This is a genomic window from Arthrobacter sp. 2762, from assembly GCF_040548745.1.
GTDB lineage: Bacteria > Actinomycetota > Actinomycetes > Actinomycetales > Micrococcaceae > Arthrobacter.
This window is the reverse complement of record NZ_JBEPSI010000005.1, coordinates 1-19,060: the sequence shown is the minus strand read 5'-3', so window position 1 is coordinate 19,060 and position 19,060 is coordinate 1. Positions and strand designations below refer to the sequence as shown.

At 61.7% G+C, this 19,060-nt stretch carries 17 protein-coding genes and 1 pseudogene; 6 read left to right on the top strand and 12 right to left on the bottom strand.

The genetic code is table 11. The features are described 5' to 3' along the window. Positions 1–4: 4 nt before the first annotated feature. Entirely contained in the window at positions 5–859 is an 855-nt protein-coding gene (locus ABIE18_RS10580; RefSeq protein ID WP_499722677.1) for a LuxR C-terminal-related transcriptional regulator, read from the top strand. A gap of 165 nt (positions 860–1,024) precedes the next feature. Here the strand turns inward: ABIE18_RS10580 and ABIE18_RS10575 are convergent, their stop codons facing one another. Continuing rightward, positions 1,025–2,230 (bottom strand): MFS transporter, encoded by a 1,206-nt coding sequence (locus ABIE18_RS10575; RefSeq protein ID WP_499722676.1) that lies wholly within the window; start codon positions 2,228–2,230, stop codon positions 1,025–1,027. 276 nt (positions 2,231–2,506) lie between these two features. On the opposite strand from ABIE18_RS10575, the pseudogene ABIE18_RS10570 reads away from it, so the two are divergent. From ABIE18_RS10570 to ABIE18_RS10555, 4 genes and pseudogenes are all read left to right on the top strand, one after another. Then, positions 2,507–3,010, top strand: a pseudogene (locus tag ABIE18_RS10570) (GntR family transcriptional regulator); the annotation flags it as partial. Between the two features lie 87 nt (positions 3,011–3,097). Beyond that, positions 3,098–4,234, top strand: a complete 1,137-nt coding sequence (locus ABIE18_RS10565) for a bifunctional 2-methylcitrate synthase/citrate synthase (RefSeq protein ID WP_499723061.1) — start codon at positions 3,098–3,100, stop codon at positions 4,232–4,234. A gap of 144 nt (positions 4,235–4,378) precedes the next feature. Beyond that, positions 4,379–4,642 carry a hypothetical protein gene (locus ABIE18_RS10560; protein WP_499722674.1) on the top strand — a complete coding sequence of 88 codons (264 nt, stop codon included), beginning with the start codon at positions 4,379–4,381 and terminating at the stop codon, positions 4,640–4,642. 1 nt (position 4,643) lies between these two features. Further along, positions 4,644–5,240, top strand: a complete 597-nt coding sequence (locus ABIE18_RS10555) for an adenylate kinase (protein WP_499722673.1) — start codon at positions 4,644–4,646, stop codon at positions 5,238–5,240. A gap of 69 nt (positions 5,241–5,309) precedes the next feature. Here ABIE18_RS10555 and ABIE18_RS10550 read toward each other — a convergent pair whose 3' ends face one another. The 8 genes from ABIE18_RS10550 to ABIE18_RS10515 form a co-directional block, all read right to left on the bottom strand. Further along, positions 5,310–6,455, bottom strand: a complete 1,146-nt coding sequence (locus tag ABIE18_RS10550) for a pyridoxal phosphate-dependent aminotransferase (protein ID WP_499722672.1) — start codon at positions 6,453–6,455, stop codon at positions 5,310–5,312. A gap of 38 nt (positions 6,456–6,493) precedes the next feature. After that, positions 6,494–6,757 (bottom strand): hypothetical protein, encoded by a 264-nt coding sequence (locus ABIE18_RS10545; protein ID WP_499722670.1) that lies wholly within the window; start codon positions 6,755–6,757, stop codon positions 6,494–6,496. Positions 6,758–6,850: 93 nt separating this feature from the next. Further along, positions 6,851–7,687 carry a phosphoenolpyruvate hydrolase family protein gene (locus ABIE18_RS10540; protein WP_499722669.1) on the bottom strand — a complete coding sequence of 279 codons (837 nt, stop codon included), beginning with the start codon at positions 7,685–7,687 and terminating at the stop codon, positions 6,851–6,853. Then, entirely contained in the window at positions 7,684–8,934 is a 1,251-nt protein-coding gene (locus ABIE18_RS10535) for a Tm-1-like ATP-binding domain-containing protein (RefSeq protein ID WP_499722668.1), read from the bottom strand. The genes ABIE18_RS10540 and ABIE18_RS10535 overlap by 4 nt, the downstream gene beginning before the upstream one ends. Positions 8,935–8,986: 52 nt before the next feature. After that, positions 8,987–9,973: an ABC transporter permease gene (locus ABIE18_RS10530; RefSeq protein ID WP_499722667.1), complete on the bottom strand. Its 987-nt coding sequence runs from the start codon at positions 9,971–9,973 to the stop codon at positions 8,987–8,989. Positions 9,974–9,975: 2 nt separating this feature from the next. Then, entirely contained in the window at positions 9,976–11,553 is a 1,578-nt protein-coding gene (locus tag ABIE18_RS10525; protein ID WP_499722665.1) for a sugar ABC transporter ATP-binding protein, read from the bottom strand. A 99-nt stretch (positions 11,554–11,652) separates the two neighbouring features. Continuing rightward, positions 11,653–12,840, bottom strand: coding sequence for a substrate-binding domain-containing protein (locus ABIE18_RS10520; RefSeq protein WP_499722664.1), 1,188 nt, complete (start codon positions 12,838–12,840; stop codon positions 11,653–11,655). A gap of 184 nt (positions 12,841–13,024) precedes the next feature. Continuing rightward, complete coding sequence (locus tag ABIE18_RS10515; protein WP_499722662.1) at positions 13,025–13,981, bottom strand: NAD-dependent epimerase/dehydratase family protein; 957 nt, start codon at positions 13,979–13,981, stop codon at positions 13,025–13,027. A gap of 358 nt (positions 13,982–14,339) precedes the next feature. Here ABIE18_RS10515 and ABIE18_RS10510 point away from each other — a divergent pair, with 358 nt between their 5' ends. Then, on the top strand, positions 14,340–16,298 hold the full coding sequence (locus ABIE18_RS10510) for an oxidoreductase (protein WP_499722660.1): 1,959 nt from the start codon (positions 14,340–14,342) through the stop codon (positions 16,296–16,298). Between the two features lie 145 nt (positions 16,299–16,443). Here the strand turns inward: ABIE18_RS10510 and ABIE18_RS10505 are convergent, their stop codons facing one another. The 3 genes from ABIE18_RS10505 to ABIE18_RS10495 form a co-directional block, all read right to left on the bottom strand. Continuing rightward, the gene (locus ABIE18_RS10505) at positions 16,444–17,475 is read right to left on the bottom strand and encodes a GntR family transcriptional regulator (protein WP_499722659.1); all 1,032 of its coding nucleotides are present in this window, start codon (positions 17,473–17,475) and stop codon (positions 16,444–16,446) included. Between the two features lie 111 nt (positions 17,476–17,586). Next, on the bottom strand, positions 17,587–18,603 hold the full coding sequence (locus tag ABIE18_RS10500) for an aminotransferase class I/II-fold pyridoxal phosphate-dependent enzyme (protein WP_499722658.1): 1,017 nt from the start codon (positions 18,601–18,603) through the stop codon (positions 17,587–17,589). Positions 18,604–18,865: 262 nt separating this feature from the next. After that, the coding region (locus ABIE18_RS10495; protein WP_499722657.1) for a sugar phosphate isomerase/epimerase family protein at positions 18,866–19,060 on the bottom strand (195 nt) is incomplete at its 5' end.

Here is a 19,060-nt window from a genome sequence, read left to right as displayed (position 1 = left end):
GGTCATGCAGCCTAACGACTACTACCGCCCCGATGACCGGGAGTTGCTCCGCGCCGCGATGCGCGAGCTGGCCCAACGGTTCCGCCCAGCAGTGTTGTTTGGCGGGATGGTGGCCGGGAAAAGCCTCCAGCTCTCGGATTTCCTCGGCACGGCCACGGCTAGTCTCCGCAACGTCAGTGTCCTTCCTGGCGCTGGGCTGGGTGGGCGGGTTTTCAGTCACTGCCAGCCGTATCTGGTGACCGACTACGTCGCTTCCGACCGGATTACCCACGAATACGATGCTGCCGTCAACAACGAGGGCATCAGATCGCTGACTGCGGTACCGGTCCTGGTTCGGGGCGAGCCGCGTTCCGTACTTTATGTCGGAAGCCGGGAGGGCATCCCCCTGGGTGAGCGGGCCATGGAAGATGCCATGGTCGCGGCGACGGCCATCGCTTCCGAACTCCGCGTCCGGGATGAGGTAGACCGGCGAGTGGCCGTCATGCATCGTGTCCATCCGGAACCAGCCATGGCCTACGACCACAACTGGCTGGAGGACGTCCGGCAGGCACACGCTGAGTTGCGGTCCCTGGCCAGCACGGTCACTGACGTGCAACTCGCACAGCAGCTCGACGGCATCGGCGCGCGTCTGGCCCCGTCCCCCGCCAGCGGGTTGCAGCCCGCTGTACGGCTGGCACCCCGGGAACTTGATGTGCTTGCTCAGATTGCCTTGGGATGCTCCTACGCCGAAACTGCAGACAGGCTGAGTCTGAAGCCTGTCACCGTGAAGAGTTATCTTCAAAACGCCATGGCCAAGCTCTCGGTGCATAACCGGCTCGAAGCGGTGTCGGCCGCACGGAGGCTCGGCCTCCTGCCGTAGTGAGTCTTCCAAGCCGCGGTAAGAACGTCCTCCCGGATTTCCGGGAGGACGTTCTTGCGTTTGCTTTTGATCGGCCATGGGCTCCAGGACGTACGTGGAGTATCCCAGCGCCACGAATGCGGAGCTGCCGATGAGTCGACAGCCCCGCACCTTCCAGCGGCGGTCCTATGCCGCCGTCGTGCGGTCCTTCTTCATGGTTCCGCCTTCTACGGGACGTTCTTCAAGTCCCGACCTCTCCCGGTTGGGTAGTGCCATGGTGCAGGCGATGCTGAACACGCCAATGGCGGCGAGCAGAGCGCCGATGCCCCAGCCGCCTGTGCTGGTAATCAGCTGTGCCGCGACGAGCGGAACAATGCCACCGCCCATAACCCCGGCGAGGTTGTAGCCCATGCCGGCACCGGTGTAGCGGTACTTTGTCTCAAACAGCTCGGGAAGGAGCGCACCTGCCGGGCCGTAGGCGATCGCAAAAATCACGAGAGTGACGGTGAGGCCAATACCGAAGGCCAGAACCGTGCCCATGCTCAGCAGTGGGAACAGCACCAGCGACCACGGCACAGCGAAAATGCAGGACGCCGCGATGACCTTCTTGCGACCGAAGCGATCGGAAAGGATACCGGAGGCCAGCGTGGCGGCGGCAACGAAGACTGACGCGATGATTCCAGTGGTAAGGACCTCCGGACGGCTCAACTTCATACCGGTGGGACTCGTGGCGTAGCTGGTCAGGAACGCCGTTCCAATGTAGAAGAGGGCAAACAGCAGCGTCAGGGAGCCGCCTGCCAAGAGGATTTCCTTGGGTTGGCCCTTGATGGATTCCACGATGGGAAGCTTGGCAGTGGCTTCGGGGCGCTCGGCATTCCTGAACACCGGCGTCTCCTCGATGCTGGTCCGCACCCAGAAGCCCACCACAACCAGGACGGCGCTGAGAATAAACGGCACTCGCCAGCCGATAGTGATAAACGCTTCCGACTTATCGCCCAAGGTGAGGCTGGTTACCAGAAACGTGCCGCTGGCCAGCGCGAAGGCCACCGAGGGACCGAGCTGCGGGAAAGAGCCGAACAGTCCGCGTTTTCCTGGGGGTGCGTATTCGGCTGTCAGCAAGGTGGCTCCCGCCCATTCCCCTCCGACAGCCAGGCCTTGTACGAACCGCAGCACCACCAGCAGGATCGGTGCTGCAACGCCGATTGTGCTCGCATCCGGTATCAGGCCGATCATCACCGTGGCGATGCCCATCATGAGCAGCGTGGTGATGAGAGTCTTTTTGCGTCCGATCCTGTCGCCATAGTGCCCGAAGATGATGGCCCCGACCGGCCGGGCGATGAACGCGACGGCGAAGGTGCCGAAAGATGCGACAGTTCCGGCGGCAGCACCCAAGGCGGGAAAGAAGACAACCGGAAGACCAAGGCCGCTGCCGTTCCGTAGATGAAAAAGTCGTAGAACTCGATGGTGGTGCCGGCCGCACTGGCGAACGCTACTTTCCTGAGCGTCTTGCGGCTGTGAGGCGGTGAATAGGCAACAGATGAAGCTGAGCTCATGGGAATCTCCTTTGATGTCCGGCTCGTATTTCTCACAATGTGATGCAGAGCACCCTAGCTAGAAGCGAGGACATCCAACTACCTCCCAAAGGAGGTAGGTGGCGACAAGACTGGAATGTATACACAGAGCTTCCAATCTCGCCCGTTATTGCCGCTTTACGCATCCTGTGTATACACTGGGGTTATGCGCGCCAGTGATCGGGCCTATGCGGCTCTTCGTGAAGACATCATTGAGTGGCGTCTGCGGCCGGGGACGGTGCTGGCGGAGGTGGAGCAGTCCGAGCGGCTTGGAGTGTCGCGCACGCCGGTCCGGGAGGCGTTGGGCCGGCTGACCGCGGAGGGATTGACGACGGCGGCTGGTGGGCGCGGTGTCGTCGTGACGGACATTTCGCTGGACAGCATCGATGAGTTGTTTGAATTGCGCGAAACGCTGGAGGTCAGGGCCGCGGCGTTGGCCGCGCAGCGCGGAGAGCCGGGCGTTTTCGCCGAACTGCATGCCCAGTTGCTGGGGGCTCCGGATCTGCTCAGCGATACCGATCCTGCCCGGCACGAGTATTACGCGTTGGTGGGCCGCCTGGATGAGGCCATCGACGCCGCGGTTTCCAACTCCTGCCTTGCCCAGGCGATGCCGGGCCTGCGGGCGTATTCAACTTCGCCGTACCGGGCATCCGATAACGCACTCGATACAGAACAAAGGAGTTCAAACATGGCTGAATCAGAAATCCGCAAAGGCCTTGCCGGGGTCGTGGTGGACTACACCGCCGTCTCGAAGGTTAACCCGGACACCAACTCGCTGCTCTATCGCGGCTACCCGGTCCAGGAACTGGCCGCCAGGTGCAGCTTTGAAGAGGTTGCCTACCTGCTATGGAACGGCGAACTGCCCGACGACGAACAACTCGCGGCGCTCGTTGCCGTGGAGCGCGCGGGCCGCGCCTTGGATCCTGCCGTCAAGTCAGTTATTGACACGTTGCCCACCACTTCGCACCCCATGGATGTCTGCCGTACAGCAGCTTCCGTCCTGGGAGCCCGGCACGAACTGGCCGAAGATTCATCCCCCGATGCCAACATGAAGAAGGCCATCGACCTCTGGGCTGCCATGCCTGCCGTCGTCGCCTATGACCAGCGCCGCCGCCGCGGCCAGGACGTGGTGGAACCGCGGGAAGACCTGGACTACTCGGCAAACTTCCTGTGGATGACCTTCGGCGAAGAAGCAGTAGTCGAGGTTGTTGAGGCCTTCAACGTCTCGATGATCCTTTACGCAGAGCACTCCTTCAACGCCTCCACCTTCACAGCCCGCGTAGTCACCTCCACACTCTCGGACCTGCATTCAGCCGTGACCGCTGCCATCGGCGCACTCAAAGGCCCGCTGCACGGCGGCGCCAACGAAGCCGTCATGCACACCTTCGACGAAATCGGCATCCGCAGCGAAGAATCCATGGAAGAAGCCGCAGTACGGGCCCGGGCATGGATGGAAGACGCCCTGGCACAGAAGAAAAAGGTCATGGGCTTCGGGCACCGCGTCTACAAACACGGCGACTCCCGTGTGCCCACCATGAAGGCCGCCCTGGACAAGATGATCGCCCACTACGGACGGCCCGAACTCCTGGGGCTCTACAACGGCCTCGAACAAGCCATGGACGAAGCCAAGGCCATCAAGCCCAACCTCGATTACCCCGCCGGGCCCACGTACCACCTCATGGGCTTCGACACCCAGACGTTCACCCCGATCTTCGTCGCCAGCCGCATCACCGGCTGGACAGCACACATCATGGAACAGTTCGCCTCGAACTCCCTCATCCGACCCCTGAGCGCATACAACGGTCCGGAGCAACGCTCACTCTAATGCCGCCGTCGAGCCCCTGAACTGGTGGTGGGGCACCGGATGATCACCCGGATCATCACACCTATCGCAACGTTTCGGTGCCCCACCTCCGCTTTTGATGCTGCCCTTGCAGCCAGAGCCCTTGAAGAAAAGAGGAGCCAACCCGTGGACTTGCACCCACAACCGGACTGGGGCCGACTCTTGGGCCAACATGTGGAAATCCGCCAGGCCGGACACTTTGTCAGAAGCGGCATCGTGGACGCCGTGATGCCCGACAACTCGATCATTTGGCTTTCAGCCGAGGGGCCATGGCCCCGGGAAATGGTCGAAAAGTCAGGCAGCCGGGAGGTCTTCGCCCGCTACCAGTGGGATGTCCCGAAACAGAACACAGCTGGCCATCCCCTCACACACACTTCTAAGGACGACTGACATGAGATTGTTGATTATTGGCGCCCCGGGCTCCGGGAAGGGCACGCAGGCGGCCCGCATCTCGGAAAAGTTGGGAGTTCCCGCGATATCCACCGGCGATATCTTCAGGGAGAATGTCAAGAACCTGACCCCGTTAGGGCAAAAGGCCAAGACATTCATGGATTGCGGGGACTTCGTGCCTGACGCCATCACGAACGAGATGGTCCGGGACCGCCTGCGCGAAAAGGATGCTGAACAAGGATTCCTCCTCGACGGTTACCCGCGGACAATGGCTCAAGTTGACTACCTTGATGGCATCCTCAACGCTGACGATCTGGGAATCAGCGCCGTCCTTCAGCTTGTTGTCCCCGACGCCGAGCTCGTATCCCGCCTGCTGGCCCGTGCAACCGAATCGGGACGAACCGACGACACAGAACAGGTCATCAAGCACCGACTCGAGCTCTACCACGAGCAAACCGAACGGGTCGTCTCGCGCTACTCCGAGCGCGGCATCCTGGTCAAAGCCAACGGCACCGGTCCCATCAGCGATGTCCTCGAGTGCGCGCTGCAGGCCATCACAGTCGCGTCGGCCCGTGCAGTGGCGCGCGTGGCTGATTGAGTTCTGGCGCCTGCGCGAGCCATTATTCCTGCCGCAACTGACCGCCCCTCGCTGGCACGTTTAGCAAGCTCATCCTTGCCCTCCCAACCGGCTGGTGGCAGCCTCTCGATGAAGCTTCGAGAGCGCCTGCGCAAGCAGGGGAAACGCCTGTGCCCTTGTTTCCGGACGCAGACCGAGGTTGATCCGCACGCGGCCAGGGACACCAAAGCACGCATTCCCCGGCGCCACAAGGAGGCCAAACTCTTCCGCTATGCTGCCGCACCAGGCATCCACGTCAGGAGCGTCTACTTCCGGAAAAACGGTCGTGCCGCCGTCGGGCACCGTGAGCCGAATTCCGGGCACCCTGTCGCACAGGGCCGCGAGTTCGACGTAACTGTCGTAGACCAATGATTTGGCCCGGGACAGCAGTCCTTCGCTGTTGTCCAGTGCCACCTTCCCGATCGCCTCGCTGGTCACGGCGGGCGACCGGGATGTCCAGCGCTGGATTGAGCGAAGGTCGTCAACAACCATCATTGGCCCGGCCGCCCAGCCCAAACGGAGTCCCGGAAGACCATACACCTTGGAGAGGCTTCCGATCGAGACACCGTTGGGCACCAAAGCGGCAACAGCCGGCGGTACCTCCTGGACCCCCAGTGGCAAACCGCGATAGACCTCGTCAACCACCAGAAGCGCGCCAACGCTGGACAGCTTGGTGGCGATCTCCATAAGCATGCCCGCGGTCAAGACTTGGCCGGTGGGATTATGCGGGGAACTCAGGAACACCGCAGTGGTCGACGAACGGACATGTTCGCCGACCGACTCCGGAGTCACTGGGGCCTTTAGCAGGGAGACAGCGCAACCCCTCCTCTGCGCAGTCACCAAGGCACTCTCATGCGTGGGGATTTCGATGATCACGTGAGCGTCCGGATGGCACAGGAGCTCGGCGACCATCGCCAGTGCGTCCCCGGCCCCGGCAGTGACGGTCACGTTATCCGCGACAAGCCCCGGCATGGCGGAGGCTATTTGCTCCCGGAGCTCCAAGGAACCGCCTGGTGGACCGTATTCAAACAGCAATCCCGGCGGGGCCAGGTCCGTGACAGCCAAGTCGGCGATTGCCGCCAGTTCGCCGAGCTCCAAGGGAGCGACGACGCTGGAGCCAAGCACGAGCGGGGCAACGGATTGGTAGGGCGCCGCCCACGCCGAGTGGCCAAACGGACGCCGAATGTCGCTTTGCAATTCAATCCCCTTTTGATTGGGCTCCTTGGATTCCGGTTTCAATCCGGCAGGACCACGAAGTGCTCGAAGCTGCCCGTGCCCTGTACGGTGCCGCAGGAATGCGCGCTGAATAACTGCTGGGCATCCCCGGTCGCCGGATGACCGTAGACGCTCCGCACCACCAGACGCCCCTGCATATCCCTAACGACGACGTAGGTGCCGCCTGGTTTCGGATCCCGGTCCAGCCTCACTGTCTTCCTCGTGAGTTCATGCTGGGCGTACCAGACCGGTGCCCGGCAAGCCTGGCATTGTTCCTGATTCATTCGCCCGGCTCCTCTGCTCTCCCCGGCCGGGTTTGCCGGCCCGGCTGGCGTCTTCGCTGTCCCTTCCTCCGCGCAGCGCGGGACGGCCGGAACCTAAACGGCGCTGCGCTCGAATGAGGTGGCCTTTAGCTTGCGCATGTGTTCTGTCATTGCCGTCTCCGTGGGCAGGCGCTCCACGCTCGAGGCTCCGAAGAACCCCACCACGCCGCTCGTACGGTCCAGGACGTACGCCACGTCGTCTGCGTCAGCGATTGGCCCGCCGTGGCAGAGAACGATTACTTCCGGATTTACCGCGTGCCCTGCATCCGCAATGGCCTGGACCTCCGTGACACATTCGTCGAGGCTTTTTGCGGTCCGCGCGCCGATGGTCCCCGAGGTAGTCAGCCCCATGTGTGCCACGAGGATGTCTGCACCCGCTTCAGCCATGGCGCGGGCGTCCTCGGCGGAGAAGACGTAAGGCGACGTCAGCAGCCCCAGGCTGCTGGCCTGGCGGATCATGTCGACTTCCAGGCCATAGCTCATTCCTGTTTCCTCGAGGTTCTGCCGGAAGTGCCCGTCGATGAGTCCCACCGTAGGGAAGTTCTGGACGCCTGCGAACCCCAGTCCCTGCAGTTCGCGCAGGAAAACGTTCATGTTCCGGAACGGATCAGTGCCGCACACACCCGCCAGGACGGGGACATCCTTCACGATAGTGAGGACCTCACGGGCCATGTCGACCACCACTGCGTTGGCGTCACCGTAGGAAAGAAGCCCTGCCAGGGACCCACGTCCGGCCATACGGTAACGACCGGAGTTGTAGATGATGATGAGGTCGGCTCCGCCGGCCTCCGCGCACTTGGCTGAGAGCCCGGTTCCCGCACCGGCGCCAACAATGACCCGGTTGGCTGCGATCTCGTCCTGGAGTCTCTGGGCTAGTGGGTGTCGTGTCATGGCGTGATTGTCCTATCGTGGTCGGCTTCGTTGTGGATATCGGTGTACATGTTGTGCAGACGGGCGGCCATGGCGAGGCCGAACCCGGGTTCGTTGATGTCACAGTCATGGGCGTGGATCTCGATTCCGTGACCGCTGTTTTCCTGGATGGCGGTCCACAACCGGGCATCCGCGGCGGGATCGTGGAACGACTTGCCTTCCGTTGCGATACCGGACGTGCCCTTCAACGGCAGGTAGAGGGCCACGGGTCCCTTGGCGGCGTTCAGTTTCACGGCAATTTCGCGCCCGAGCTGATCGCACTCCTCGCCTGTTGTCCGCATGAGCGTGACAGTGTCGTTGTGGCGATGGAAGGTGCGGTTCTCGAACTTTTGCGGCACCGTTGAGGCCGCCCCGAAGTTCACCATGTCGATGGCCCCGACGGACACGACCTGCGGGATTCCCGCCCGCGCAGCGGCGGTCAGGCGCTCCGGGCCCGCCGAGAAGACGCCCCCAACAAGGTTGTCGGCAAGCTCAGTGGTGGTGATGTCGAGCATCGCGTCGACCATGCCGGCGTCGACAAGGTTCTCCAAGGCCCGTCCACCGGAACCTGTGGCGTGGAAAACGATTACCTCGTAGCCGTGTTCTTCCAGGTACTGCCTGGCAGTCGTTACGCAAGGCGTTGTGAGCCCGAACATCGTTGCCCCTACCACCGGCCGCTGGCCAGTATCCTCGGGGGGAACAACCTTGGCCATGCCTGCCACAGCTCCCGCGGCGTTGGCGATTATTCTGCTTGATATTCGGTTGATGCCTGCGATATCGACGATCGAATTCATCATGGCAATGTCCGTGTCCCCGACGTAAGGGCATGTATCTCCGGAGGCAACCGTGGATACCAGCAGCTTGGGAACGCCGACCGGCAAGGTCTGCATCGCGCGGCTGATCAGGGTAGAACCTCCGGTGCCGCCCAAACCTGCCACGGCGTCGAGCTTTCCGTCGTCACGCAGGCGCCGCAGGACGGCCGAAGCGCCGAGCGACATCACATCCAGTGCATGGGCCCTGTCGTTTGCCTCGATCAGCTCCGCGATGCTTGAGCCTCCCAGCCGCGAGACTTCGTTGCGGTCGACGTCGGGTTCGGGACCCTGCGGCTCGTGGATGCCCGTGTCGACCAGGATGACGTCGACTTCCGCTTCGGCCAGGCACCGCCTGAAATAGTCGTACTCGGTACCCTTCGTGTCCAGCGTGCCCAACAAAACAACTGTTGGCCTCATGATTACTCCTTAAGTGCATGGGTTTGGTAGGCAGTCGATTGCGGAGGAACGCCTAAGCCCGACGGCGGGCGGTGACTGCGACGGCGAGGATAATGATTGCCCCTCGGGCTACTTGCTGCTGGGCGCTGTCGAGGCCCATGAGGATCAGCCCGTTGTTCAGAAGGCCGATCATCAGTGACCCAAGAAGTGCACCGACCACTGAGGCGCGGCCGCCGAAGAGGCTCGTGCCGCCGAGGATCACCGCGGCGATAACGGATAGCTCGTCACCGGTGCCCGTGTTGTAGCTGCCGGTATGGAACCGCCCCGCGTAGAGCATTCCGGCGAGTGCCGCGAGGACGCTGGACAAGAGCAGGACAAGAAAGACCACGCGCTTGGTGTGGACGCCACTGAAAGCCGCAGCTTTGCTGTTGCCGCCGGTGGCCAGCACCTGGCGGCCGAAACCCGTCCGGCGAAGACCGAAATGCCCGATCACCACTATCACCAAAGTCCACACGAGCAGCCCGGGAATAGGCCCGATGTTGCTGTCGCCGAAGAGGAAAGTGAAGTCGAGGTCGTTGATGGCCTGGGGCGCCGCGCCGGTTATCCACATCGCCGCACCCTGGGCAATGCCGAGCATGCCCAGTGTTGCAAGGAATGACGGGACTCCTATGACACTGACGAAGAAGCCATTAAGTAGCCCAACGATAACGCCCGTGGCCAGGCCGGCTACGATGCCTGGCACCAATCCCACAGAGTTGATCGTCATCGCCGTCGTGACGGATGCGAGGCCCGCGGTGGCGCCCACCGAGAGGTCGATCTGCGCCGCGGCTATGACGAATACGACGCCGACTGCCATGACGGAGATGGTTGAGGTCTGCCGGACGATGTTGAGCAGGTTGTCCGACGTAAGGAAACCACGGTCATTGAGAGTGATCGAAAACACCACGAAGATGACTGCGAAACCAACGTAAATAAGGTTCTGGCGCCAGTTGAAGGTCGAGACGATCCGCTTGATCGAATTCTTCGATGACTGGTCGACCGGTTCGAGAATAGTTGTCATGGTCAGACTCCCTGGATGGCACGATGGAGTGCCTCTTCTGATGTGAATTGATGGCCTCGATACGTGTCGTCCACGCGTCCGTTTCGAAGCACTAGGATGCGGTCACTGACCTCCAAAAGTTCTTCGAGCTCTGACGAGATCACAATGACTGCTTTGCCCGATGCGGCAAACTGACGGAGAATCCGCATGATCTCCTTTTTGGCGCCGATGTCGATCCCCGCCGTGGGCTCGTCGAGCAGGAACACTTTCGGCTCGGTGAGGAGCCATTTGCCGATGACGATCTTCTGCTGGTTACCGCCGGAAAGCAGCCCTACGGCTTTCCCGGTGGACGACGTTCGAACGTCCAGGCGCTTGATGACGGCCTGGGCGGAGCGGAGCGTCTCGCTTTTGCTGATCCAACTCCTGCGCCCCGACGCTATGAGGGGAAGTTCGGAGTTCATCTCAACGGAATGGTCCAGGACCAAGCCCTCCATCCGACGGTCTTCGGGCACAAGGGCAATGCCCGCCCGGATGGCGTCGCGCGGGTTCTGGATCGTCACCTCCTGGCCCTGGACCCGTATGGTGCCGTTTGTAATCCTGTCGATCCCGAATATGGCGCGCACCAGCTCGCTGCGCCCGCTGCCCATCAACCCGGCGAGACCGACCACCTCACCAGCGCGGACGTCGAGGTCAAGACCACTGATGCCATTGGCGCAATGCAGGTCGCGGATCTGCAGGAGCGGAGTGGCCTGTCGCGGACCTTTCGGAGCTTGAACGGACGACGCCGGACTGGACACCAGCGGATCGGGCGCGGTGGATCCGTGCTGCTGCGGCGCGTGTGCCTTTTGCTCGCCGAGCATGTCAGCAATAACTTCACCGACGGGGTAATCGGAGACAGTGTCGGTCCGGACCCTGTGGCCGTTGCGCATCACGGTGATTCGATCGGCGATGTCGTAGATCTCGGCCATGCGATGCGAGATGTAGACAATTGACATTCCGGCGTCGCGCAGCATCCTGATCCGCTGGAAGAGCGTTTCCGTTTCATCCTTCGTCAACGATGCGGTTGGTTCGTCCAGGACGAGGACGTTCGCGTCCTGGGACAGTGCCTTCGCAATTTCCGTAATCTGCCAGTAGCTGGCAGGGAGCGGCCCTATCTCGGACCGGGGATCCAAATCGACGTTCAGTTCGGCAAGGATTTTCCTGGCTTGTGAAATCATCATGCGTTCATCGATGAATCCCAGACTGGTTCGGGGCTCCCGCCCCAAAAGAATGTTTTGTGCCACCGTCAACGTGGGAATGAGGCTGAACTCCTGGAAAACCATGGTGATGCCGTTTGCCTTGGCATCCAAGCCGGATTCAAGCGGCACTGACTTTCCGTTAATAAGGACTTCTCCGCCGTCGGGCGTGTAAACGCCCTCAAGGATCTTCATCAATGTTGATTTGCCGGCACCGTTTTCGCCCAGAAGAGCGTGGACTTCACCCCGAGTCACTTCGAAGTCGACTTCCTTCAGGACCTGCACGCCGGCGAAGCTCATCTTCATTCCGCGCATGGCCACCGCCACCGGCGGTCCGGCAGTCGCTGTGGTTTCTGTTTCCTGCACCCGTGTTCACCCCTTTGCGAACTGTTGTGTGGGTAGGTTCGAAGGTTCCGGCGGGTGTCCGGACGCCCCCAAAGGCGTCCGGAAACCCGACCGGACCTCCTACTTCTTGTTGACTGCGTCGGTTATTTCCTTCGGCGCTTCGGCGTTGTAGATCTGCTTCCACTGTTCCGCCACGTTGGAGCGGTCAACCGGGAGTGCGTTCCACGCGTAGTAGGGGTTGAGATCCTTTCCGAGCAACGAGTAGGCAACGGCCATCGCTTCGGCGACGCCCTGGTTGTATGGCTGCGACCCGCCGACTCCCTTCACCATGTCGTCCCTGGCTGTGCTCACGGCAACGGTCTTACCGAGGTCGATCGTGGTGATTGCGAAGTTCGAACCGTTCTTGCCCCTCTCGCGCGCTGCTGCGATGACCCCCTCGGCGTGGGTATCCCACACAGCCCAGATTCCGTCGAGATCCGGGTGCTGGCTCAGCATGCTGTTCGTGGCGGCGGCACCTTGACCGGTAAAGTCAGGGCCCGGGCTCCCCTTTTCCTCCACGACCTGAATGTCGGGGTATTCCTTCAACACTGCGTGCACCGCATCAAGCCGCTGCTGCGTTGCGTAGTAGTGGGCGGCGTGGTAAATAATGCCGACCTTCCCCTTGCCGTTGACCGCTTTCACCAGCTGGCATGCCGAGGCCACGCCGGTACCGTAATCGTCGGAACCGACGACCGTGAGGTAGTCCTTGCCTGCTTTCATCTCGGGCGGCGCATTGAGTGCGAAGACGAGCTTAACTCCAGCTGCGGCAGCCTGCTGGTAGATGCCCGTCTCGGAGGGCGCGTCAACCGGCAGGGACACCATGAAGTCCGGCTTGCGTGCCAGGATCGTCTGAATGTCGTTGGTCTGCTTGTTTACCTGGAACTGGCCATCTGTGGTGGTCAGGACCTCAATGCCCAGCTTGTTAAACGTGTCTTTCAGGGCCGCTACCTGGGCGGTGGAATAGTCGCTTCCAAAGACATGCCATGCGATGGCGACCGTCTTCTTCATAGCCCTGACTTTGTCGATTTCCTCCTGCGTCAATGTCAGTTGCGAAGCGGGCGTCGCCGTCTCGCCTTGTGGACCCTTGTTGTAGACCTTTTGGGCTACGTCGGTGAGGCATTTTTCGACTTTGCTCTGGATGGCTGGGTCGACGGTGGCTACTGCTGCACCGGCCCCCGTACTGCCGGCACTACAACCGGCCAACATGGTGATCGTCATGGCGGAGGCCGCCATGAATGCTGCGCCTTTGATTCGGCTCTTAATGGACATCTTGAGTGTGCTCCTAGCAAACGGATGGCAAAGGTGGAGGGAGCCTTGGGGGCGGCGGCGCAGGAAAGCGACTGACCCTGCCGCAGCTGTCCGGGTGCCTGCTGATTCCACTGCATGGGCCATCTATCCAGGCCTATGCGAACGAATCAGCAGGCAGACCGGGCAGCTGCATGCTCCTGTTTGGTTACTTCGACGCGGTGGCTGGCCGCGGCGTGAAGTCGCGCCACGTGTACTGGGGGTCATAGCCGAGGAGATTGCGCGCCTTGCTGATGTCGTAGAGGGGGTACTGGGGTTCCGCCCGGTACAGGTCCTCATTCACCCGTGCCTCCGGGTAGTACTTCCTGATGAGGTCCAGCGAGTCCCGGGTCGAGAAGACATCGCCGGCCCCGATGTTGAAGTTGTCCCACTGCACGTCTTCGTTGCCGATCCGGCCCGTCTGCACAGCCTCCAGTGCGAGTCGGAATGCCTGCGCAACGTCCCGCGGGTCGACATACTGGTAGACGAAGTCGGTCATCGTCATGTCTCCTGCGGAGGGGAGTTCCGGGTTGGCCACGGCCGGGAGGACGTGTTCCGGGTTGTCGATGTCGGCAACGGCGTCGATCCAGTACTCCTGGTCGAAGAGGCCCACCGTAGCCAGGCGGAGGGACGCGATGCGTTGCTTGTAGCGGCGGCTATATCCGTATCCGAGGACTTCGCCGATGATCTTGCTCATCCCGTACATGTCGTCGGGGCGGTTGGATATTTCCTCGTCAATCGGGAAGTATTCCGGAGTCTGCGGGGTGGACCAGAAGATCGGGCCCCAGGCGCATACGCTGCTGGTCAGAACGATGTCCTGGACGCCGGCCCGACGCGCAGCTTCGAGGACGTTGAACGTGCCGTCGGAATTCACGCGCCAAATCTTTTCCTCTTCGCCTTGGCCGGTGTAAACGGGGATAGCGGCCAGGTGCACTATGGCGTCGGCGCCCTCGAAGGCGTTGGTCAGGTCATCGATGGACAGGATGTCGCCCTTGTGGAAATCCCAGTCTGAGTTCGGGGGTTCGATGGCGTCGAACACTTTGATGGAGTGGTGCTTCGCGAGTTCCGGTACGACGAACTCGCGTCCGAGGCGTCCGGAGCCGCCGGTAACGACAATGTTACTCATTTGCTTTTCTCACTTTCCTGGTGGCCGTCCCAAGGGAGCAGCCATCTAGAGGGGTGTTCTGCCCGGTGAAGAAGGCCCGGGCTGGTGGTTTCGCCCGTTGCCGGGCGACCTGCAGCAAATGTACCAACACTGTACCGAGAGTCAAGAGATTTTCATTTTTTCTTTTTCCAAGCCGCGATCAGGCGACACCTCTTGACCTCTTTGGAACATAACTGGTACACATGCCTTTAGCGTCAAAGTGGTCGCACGCTTGCCGCTGGCAGACGCGGGCGAAGCCATTCGACCGCTTGTATCTCCATCCATGAAAGGTAGGACCATGGCGTACCCAAACCTGCTACGCGAGGGCAGAATCAACCGCATGCGGACAAAGAACCGCATCATCACCGGTCCGATGGAACGGGCCATGGCCAATCGCGATGGCACCCTGAACCAGCGCTACATCGACTACTTGGTCGAACGTGCCCGGGGCGGCGCCGGCCTGGTGAATGTCGAGTCCACATACGTTGACCCTCGTGGCCAAGGGAATCCATTCCAGGTCGGGTGCCACGACGATCGCGTTATCCCGGGCTTCACCCGCCTCGTCAACGCGCTCCACAATGAAGGGGCAGTAGTTTCGGTTGAGCTCTATTTCGCGGGGCGACAGTCTGCATCGACTGCAACGCTTCGTCAACCCTTGGCACCAACGGCCATACCGTGCAGTTTCTTCGACCCCATGCCGCTTCCTCTGGAAATGACCCAAGCCGATATCGACGACGTCGTCCGCGCATTCGCAGAAGCCGCAACGCGCTGCCTCAAGGCGGGCGTAGATATGATCCATCTGCACGGTTCACACGGTTATCTCCTGGAACAGTTCCTCTCTCCCTGGAGCAACAAGCGGACTGACAAGTATGGCGGGTCGGCAGAGAACCGGGCCCGATTCGCCCTCGAGGTTGTCGCAGCTGTCAGGAATGTCGTGGGGCCGGACTATCCCATCGGTTACCGCATCTCCATGGAGGAATATGTGGAGGGTGGCCTCACGACCGCCGACACCATCCCCTTCTGCAAGCTCCTCGTGGAAGCCGGCATCAACCTGATCGACATCACCGCCGGAATTTATGAGACGGGAAGCGAAATCTTCCAGGGCCCCGAAAGGGGACACGGTGGTTTCGTGCCCATCGCCGAACAGCTGAAGAGGGCGGTTGGAGACACAGTTCCAGTCAGCGTGACGCAGAAACTCAACGATCCTGACCTTGCTGAGTCCGTGCTGGCGGACGGCCGGGCCGATTTCATTTCCATGACACGTGCATTCCACGCGGATCCCCATTTCGTACGCAAGATCGAGCAGGACCGGGCCGAGGACATCGTCCCCTGCATCGCCTGCCATACCTGCCTGAATCTATTTTTCAGCCGCAAGGTGGCGCATTGCGCTGTGAATCCCCAGTCGACGTTTGAGCGCACGCGGGCCCTACGCATCACGGAACGCCCCCGCCACGTGACAGTGATCGGCGGCGGGCCGGCCGGAATGACAGCCGCACGGCTCCTGGCGCGCCAAGGAAACAGCGTGGAGCTTTATGAGGCGCGGCCTGTACTTGGTGGCCAGCTGAACCAGGCCGCCCTCGCCGCGCACGACTACGGCTACTTCGTCAGCTACCTGTCCCGGCAGATGGAAAAACTCCATGTCGACGTAAAGCTCGGCCAGACACTGGACGCAGCCACCCTGGCGGACCACGACACAGATGCGATCATCGTCGCCACGGGCGCACGCGGCGGTTACACCTACGCGACGACCAGTGGCGGCCGCCCGGTCTTCAACGTCATCTCGGCCTTTGATCGTGACATCACCGATTGGTCCGGCCGCGTCGTGATCATCGGCGGAGATGCCGAAAGCTGCTTCCTCGCCGTACGCCTTGGCACGGCAAGGCCCGATCTCAGGATCGACATCGTGGACCCCGACGGTGGGTTCGCGCTCAACAAGGCCGCACCCGCACGCAATTTGTTGATGGCCCAGGTCGACGCGCTGGAGAACGTCCACCTGCATCCGGAACGCACTGTCGAAGAAATAGGCGAGGGGTTCATCCGCCTACAACACCGGGGCGTGGCGGAAACCTGGAATGACATCCAGGATGTCGTAACCGGCGGGAGGGTTTCCAACGTTGAGCTTTACGAGAGCCTGATGGAAATCAATCCCGAGCTGGAGGTTTATCGCATCGGGGACTGCATCGAGCCGCGGGATATCCACGAAGGAACCCAAGAGGCTGCGGAGGTGGTGGAGCTTATCCGATTGCGGAGTTTGGAACGCCGCACAGCTCCCGCAGGGGCCGGGGTGGGCATCCGCTGATCCCGTAAGGTGCCGCGGAAAGCCAAAAAGTCCCGGCCCTGACCCCCAAACAATGTTCTGGCCGTCACAAACGTGGCGGCCAGAACATTGTTGTGTTGGCGGCTGGACTTTGCCGGTTCCCTTGCCCGATCCCCCGGCACTCAGGTCATTGTGCGGGCAGTTCGATCTTCTTGTGGTCACTCGCGGTGTCGGCGGCCGTTGCCGCTTGCCCCATCGATCCGGCAAGCCGGGACCGCAGGAAAGTGAGCTCCGCCAGGGAAATTTGACACCGGTAGCGGGCCGTCGGGAGATTGCCGGTGTCGGCCTCCATCGCCTCGGGCAGGAGCAGCAGCGATGTATCTCCGAGCTCCCGTGGTATTTCCGTATAGCTATGGATGGAAAGGTCCGATCGCAGTTCTGAAAGCTTGTCCATTACGGCCCCCAGAACCCGCCGGTCCTCGGAGACAACGGCAACACTTGTCTCCGCAGGAAGGCCGGCCACCGCGAGCCGGAGGTCGGTCTCGAGCGTCAGGCCGATGGCAAAGACGTCTGCGCGGCCAGCCATCTTGGCTCGGGCTTTGGTGGCATCCGACGCCAGCGCGACAAACACCGTCCGTGGGGCAGGCTCGATGGATTCAAGGCGTTCACTGGAAACGGGATAGTCGAGAAGGCGGGCAAGATCCTCAGGACCCATGCCCGGAACCTCGACCTCGGGTTCAACAAAGACGACGCGTAGGTCCCCCAGGGCCGCGGCTCGGAACATTTGCCTTGCAAACTCGATGAATGCGGATTCGGAAAGCCCATCGCGGATGGCCATGCCGGCCGCGGCCCTCAGGCGCCCGGCAAGAGCTGCCGCTCCATCTTCTCGAACTGTGGCCGCAAAATTTGCGACAAAGCGCCCGTTGGCGGTCCTGGTGAGGGTTCCCCTGTCGACCAGGATTTCAAAGGCCCCCTGAACGGTGGCCCGATGAACGCCCCATGCGTCCGAGAAGTGCCGCGCAGAGGGAAGCAGTTGATGACCCGCGCGATGTTTCAAGAGCCACTCTTCGAGGCCATCGGCCAGACGTCGGCGCAGATCGCGGCGGTCTGAGACGTCGACTCTCTTCGCTACGTCGGTGACGATCGCTGAGTCCACGGCCGTCATGGCTCCAGCGACTGCAAGCTCGTCAGTCAGGTCCTTCTCCGTCGTCCCATCCATGCATCAAGGCTAACATCGTCACGCCGAAATTCCGGGCTTTGCATGTACCGGATTCATACCAGCTCTGCGTTCCTGGAAGCAGTCTCCTCGCAGATCAAACCACAGCGGCTCCTAATGCCGGAACGTTGGGGTTCCCCTGAGGGCTTGAGCGAGCACGGGAAAGGCCTTTGCCCTCGCCTCCGGCCGTAAGCCCAAATTTATGCGGATACGGCCAGGGATTCCGAAGCATGCGCTGCCTGGCGCTAACAGGACCCCGTACTGCTCTGCGACCCGTCCACACCATGCATCCACATCAGCAACATCAATCTCCGGGAAGGCGGTAGTCCCTCCGTCCGGCGCCGTCAGCTGCATTAGCGGCGACCTGTCGCAGATGGCGGCCAGTTCGGCGTAGCTGTCGTATACGAATGATCTGGCGCGGGAGAGAAGAGCCTCGCTGTTGTCCAGCGCGATCGTGGCGATCACTTCGCTGGTGGCTGCCGGAGACCGCGAAGTCCACCGCTGCATGGATTTCACGTCATCGATCAACAAGGCAGGGCCTGCTACCCACCCGAGGCGCAGCCCAGGAAGGCCATATACCTTGGAGAGGCTACCGATAGATACTCCGTTGGGGACGAGGGCGGCAACGGCTGGAGGGACCTGTGACATTCCCAGGGGCAGTCCTCGATAGCTCTCATCAACAACAAGGAGCGCGTCGACCACAGCTAGCTCCGCTGCGATCCGGGTCAGGGCGTCAGCACACAGTACTTGACCGGTCGGGCTGTGCGGGGAACTCAGGAAAACGGCCCTTGTGGTTGGTCGTAAGCTGCCAACGACCAATTCCCAAGTGATCGGGCCCTGGAGCAAGGTGATGGACGTGCCTATTTTTTGTGCTGCCATAAGGGCACTTCGGGGAGCCGGAGTTTCGATCACAACGTGGGCGCCAGGAAGGCAGGCCGCTTCGGCGACCATGGCCAGCGCTTCGCCGGCTCCAACAGTGACGGTGACGTTATCAGGGATGACGCCAGGCATGATGGCGGCGATTCGTTGACGGAGCTCTGCCGATCCGCCAAGTGCCGTGTAGTCGAGGCTGAGCCCTGTGGCCAGAAGGGGGCCCGGGTCGAGGCAGGCGATGGTGGTCAGCTCCCCCATCGTGAGTGGGGCTATGGCGCTTGACCCAATGACTAGCGGAGCAAGTGATTCGTACCGCGCTGACCATTCGTCATGGCCCAAAGGTAGGTAAAGGTCGGCTGGCAATGCGGTCCTCTTTGGGGTCGGTTTGGGACGGCCCCCGACGCCGTTCTTAAGTCTGTCTTCGAGCGCACGCCGGTACGTGGAGGTACTTCACGTACCGGCGTGTGCTCAACCGGGATGTCCCGTTTTGCGAACAGTCAAAGTTCGCGAGCCGCATTGATCAGTCTTTGCTGCTGAAGGCGGCATCGAAGGAGGTCTGCGACGCCGGGAAGTCGTACTTTTTCAGGGCGGCGAGGGCTTCGGGGGCGCCGTGCAGGCGATCCATGCCGGCGTCTTCCCATTCCACACTGATGGGGCCGTTGTAGCCGATCGCGGCCAGGGCGCGGAAGGACGATTCCCAGGGCACGTCCCCGCG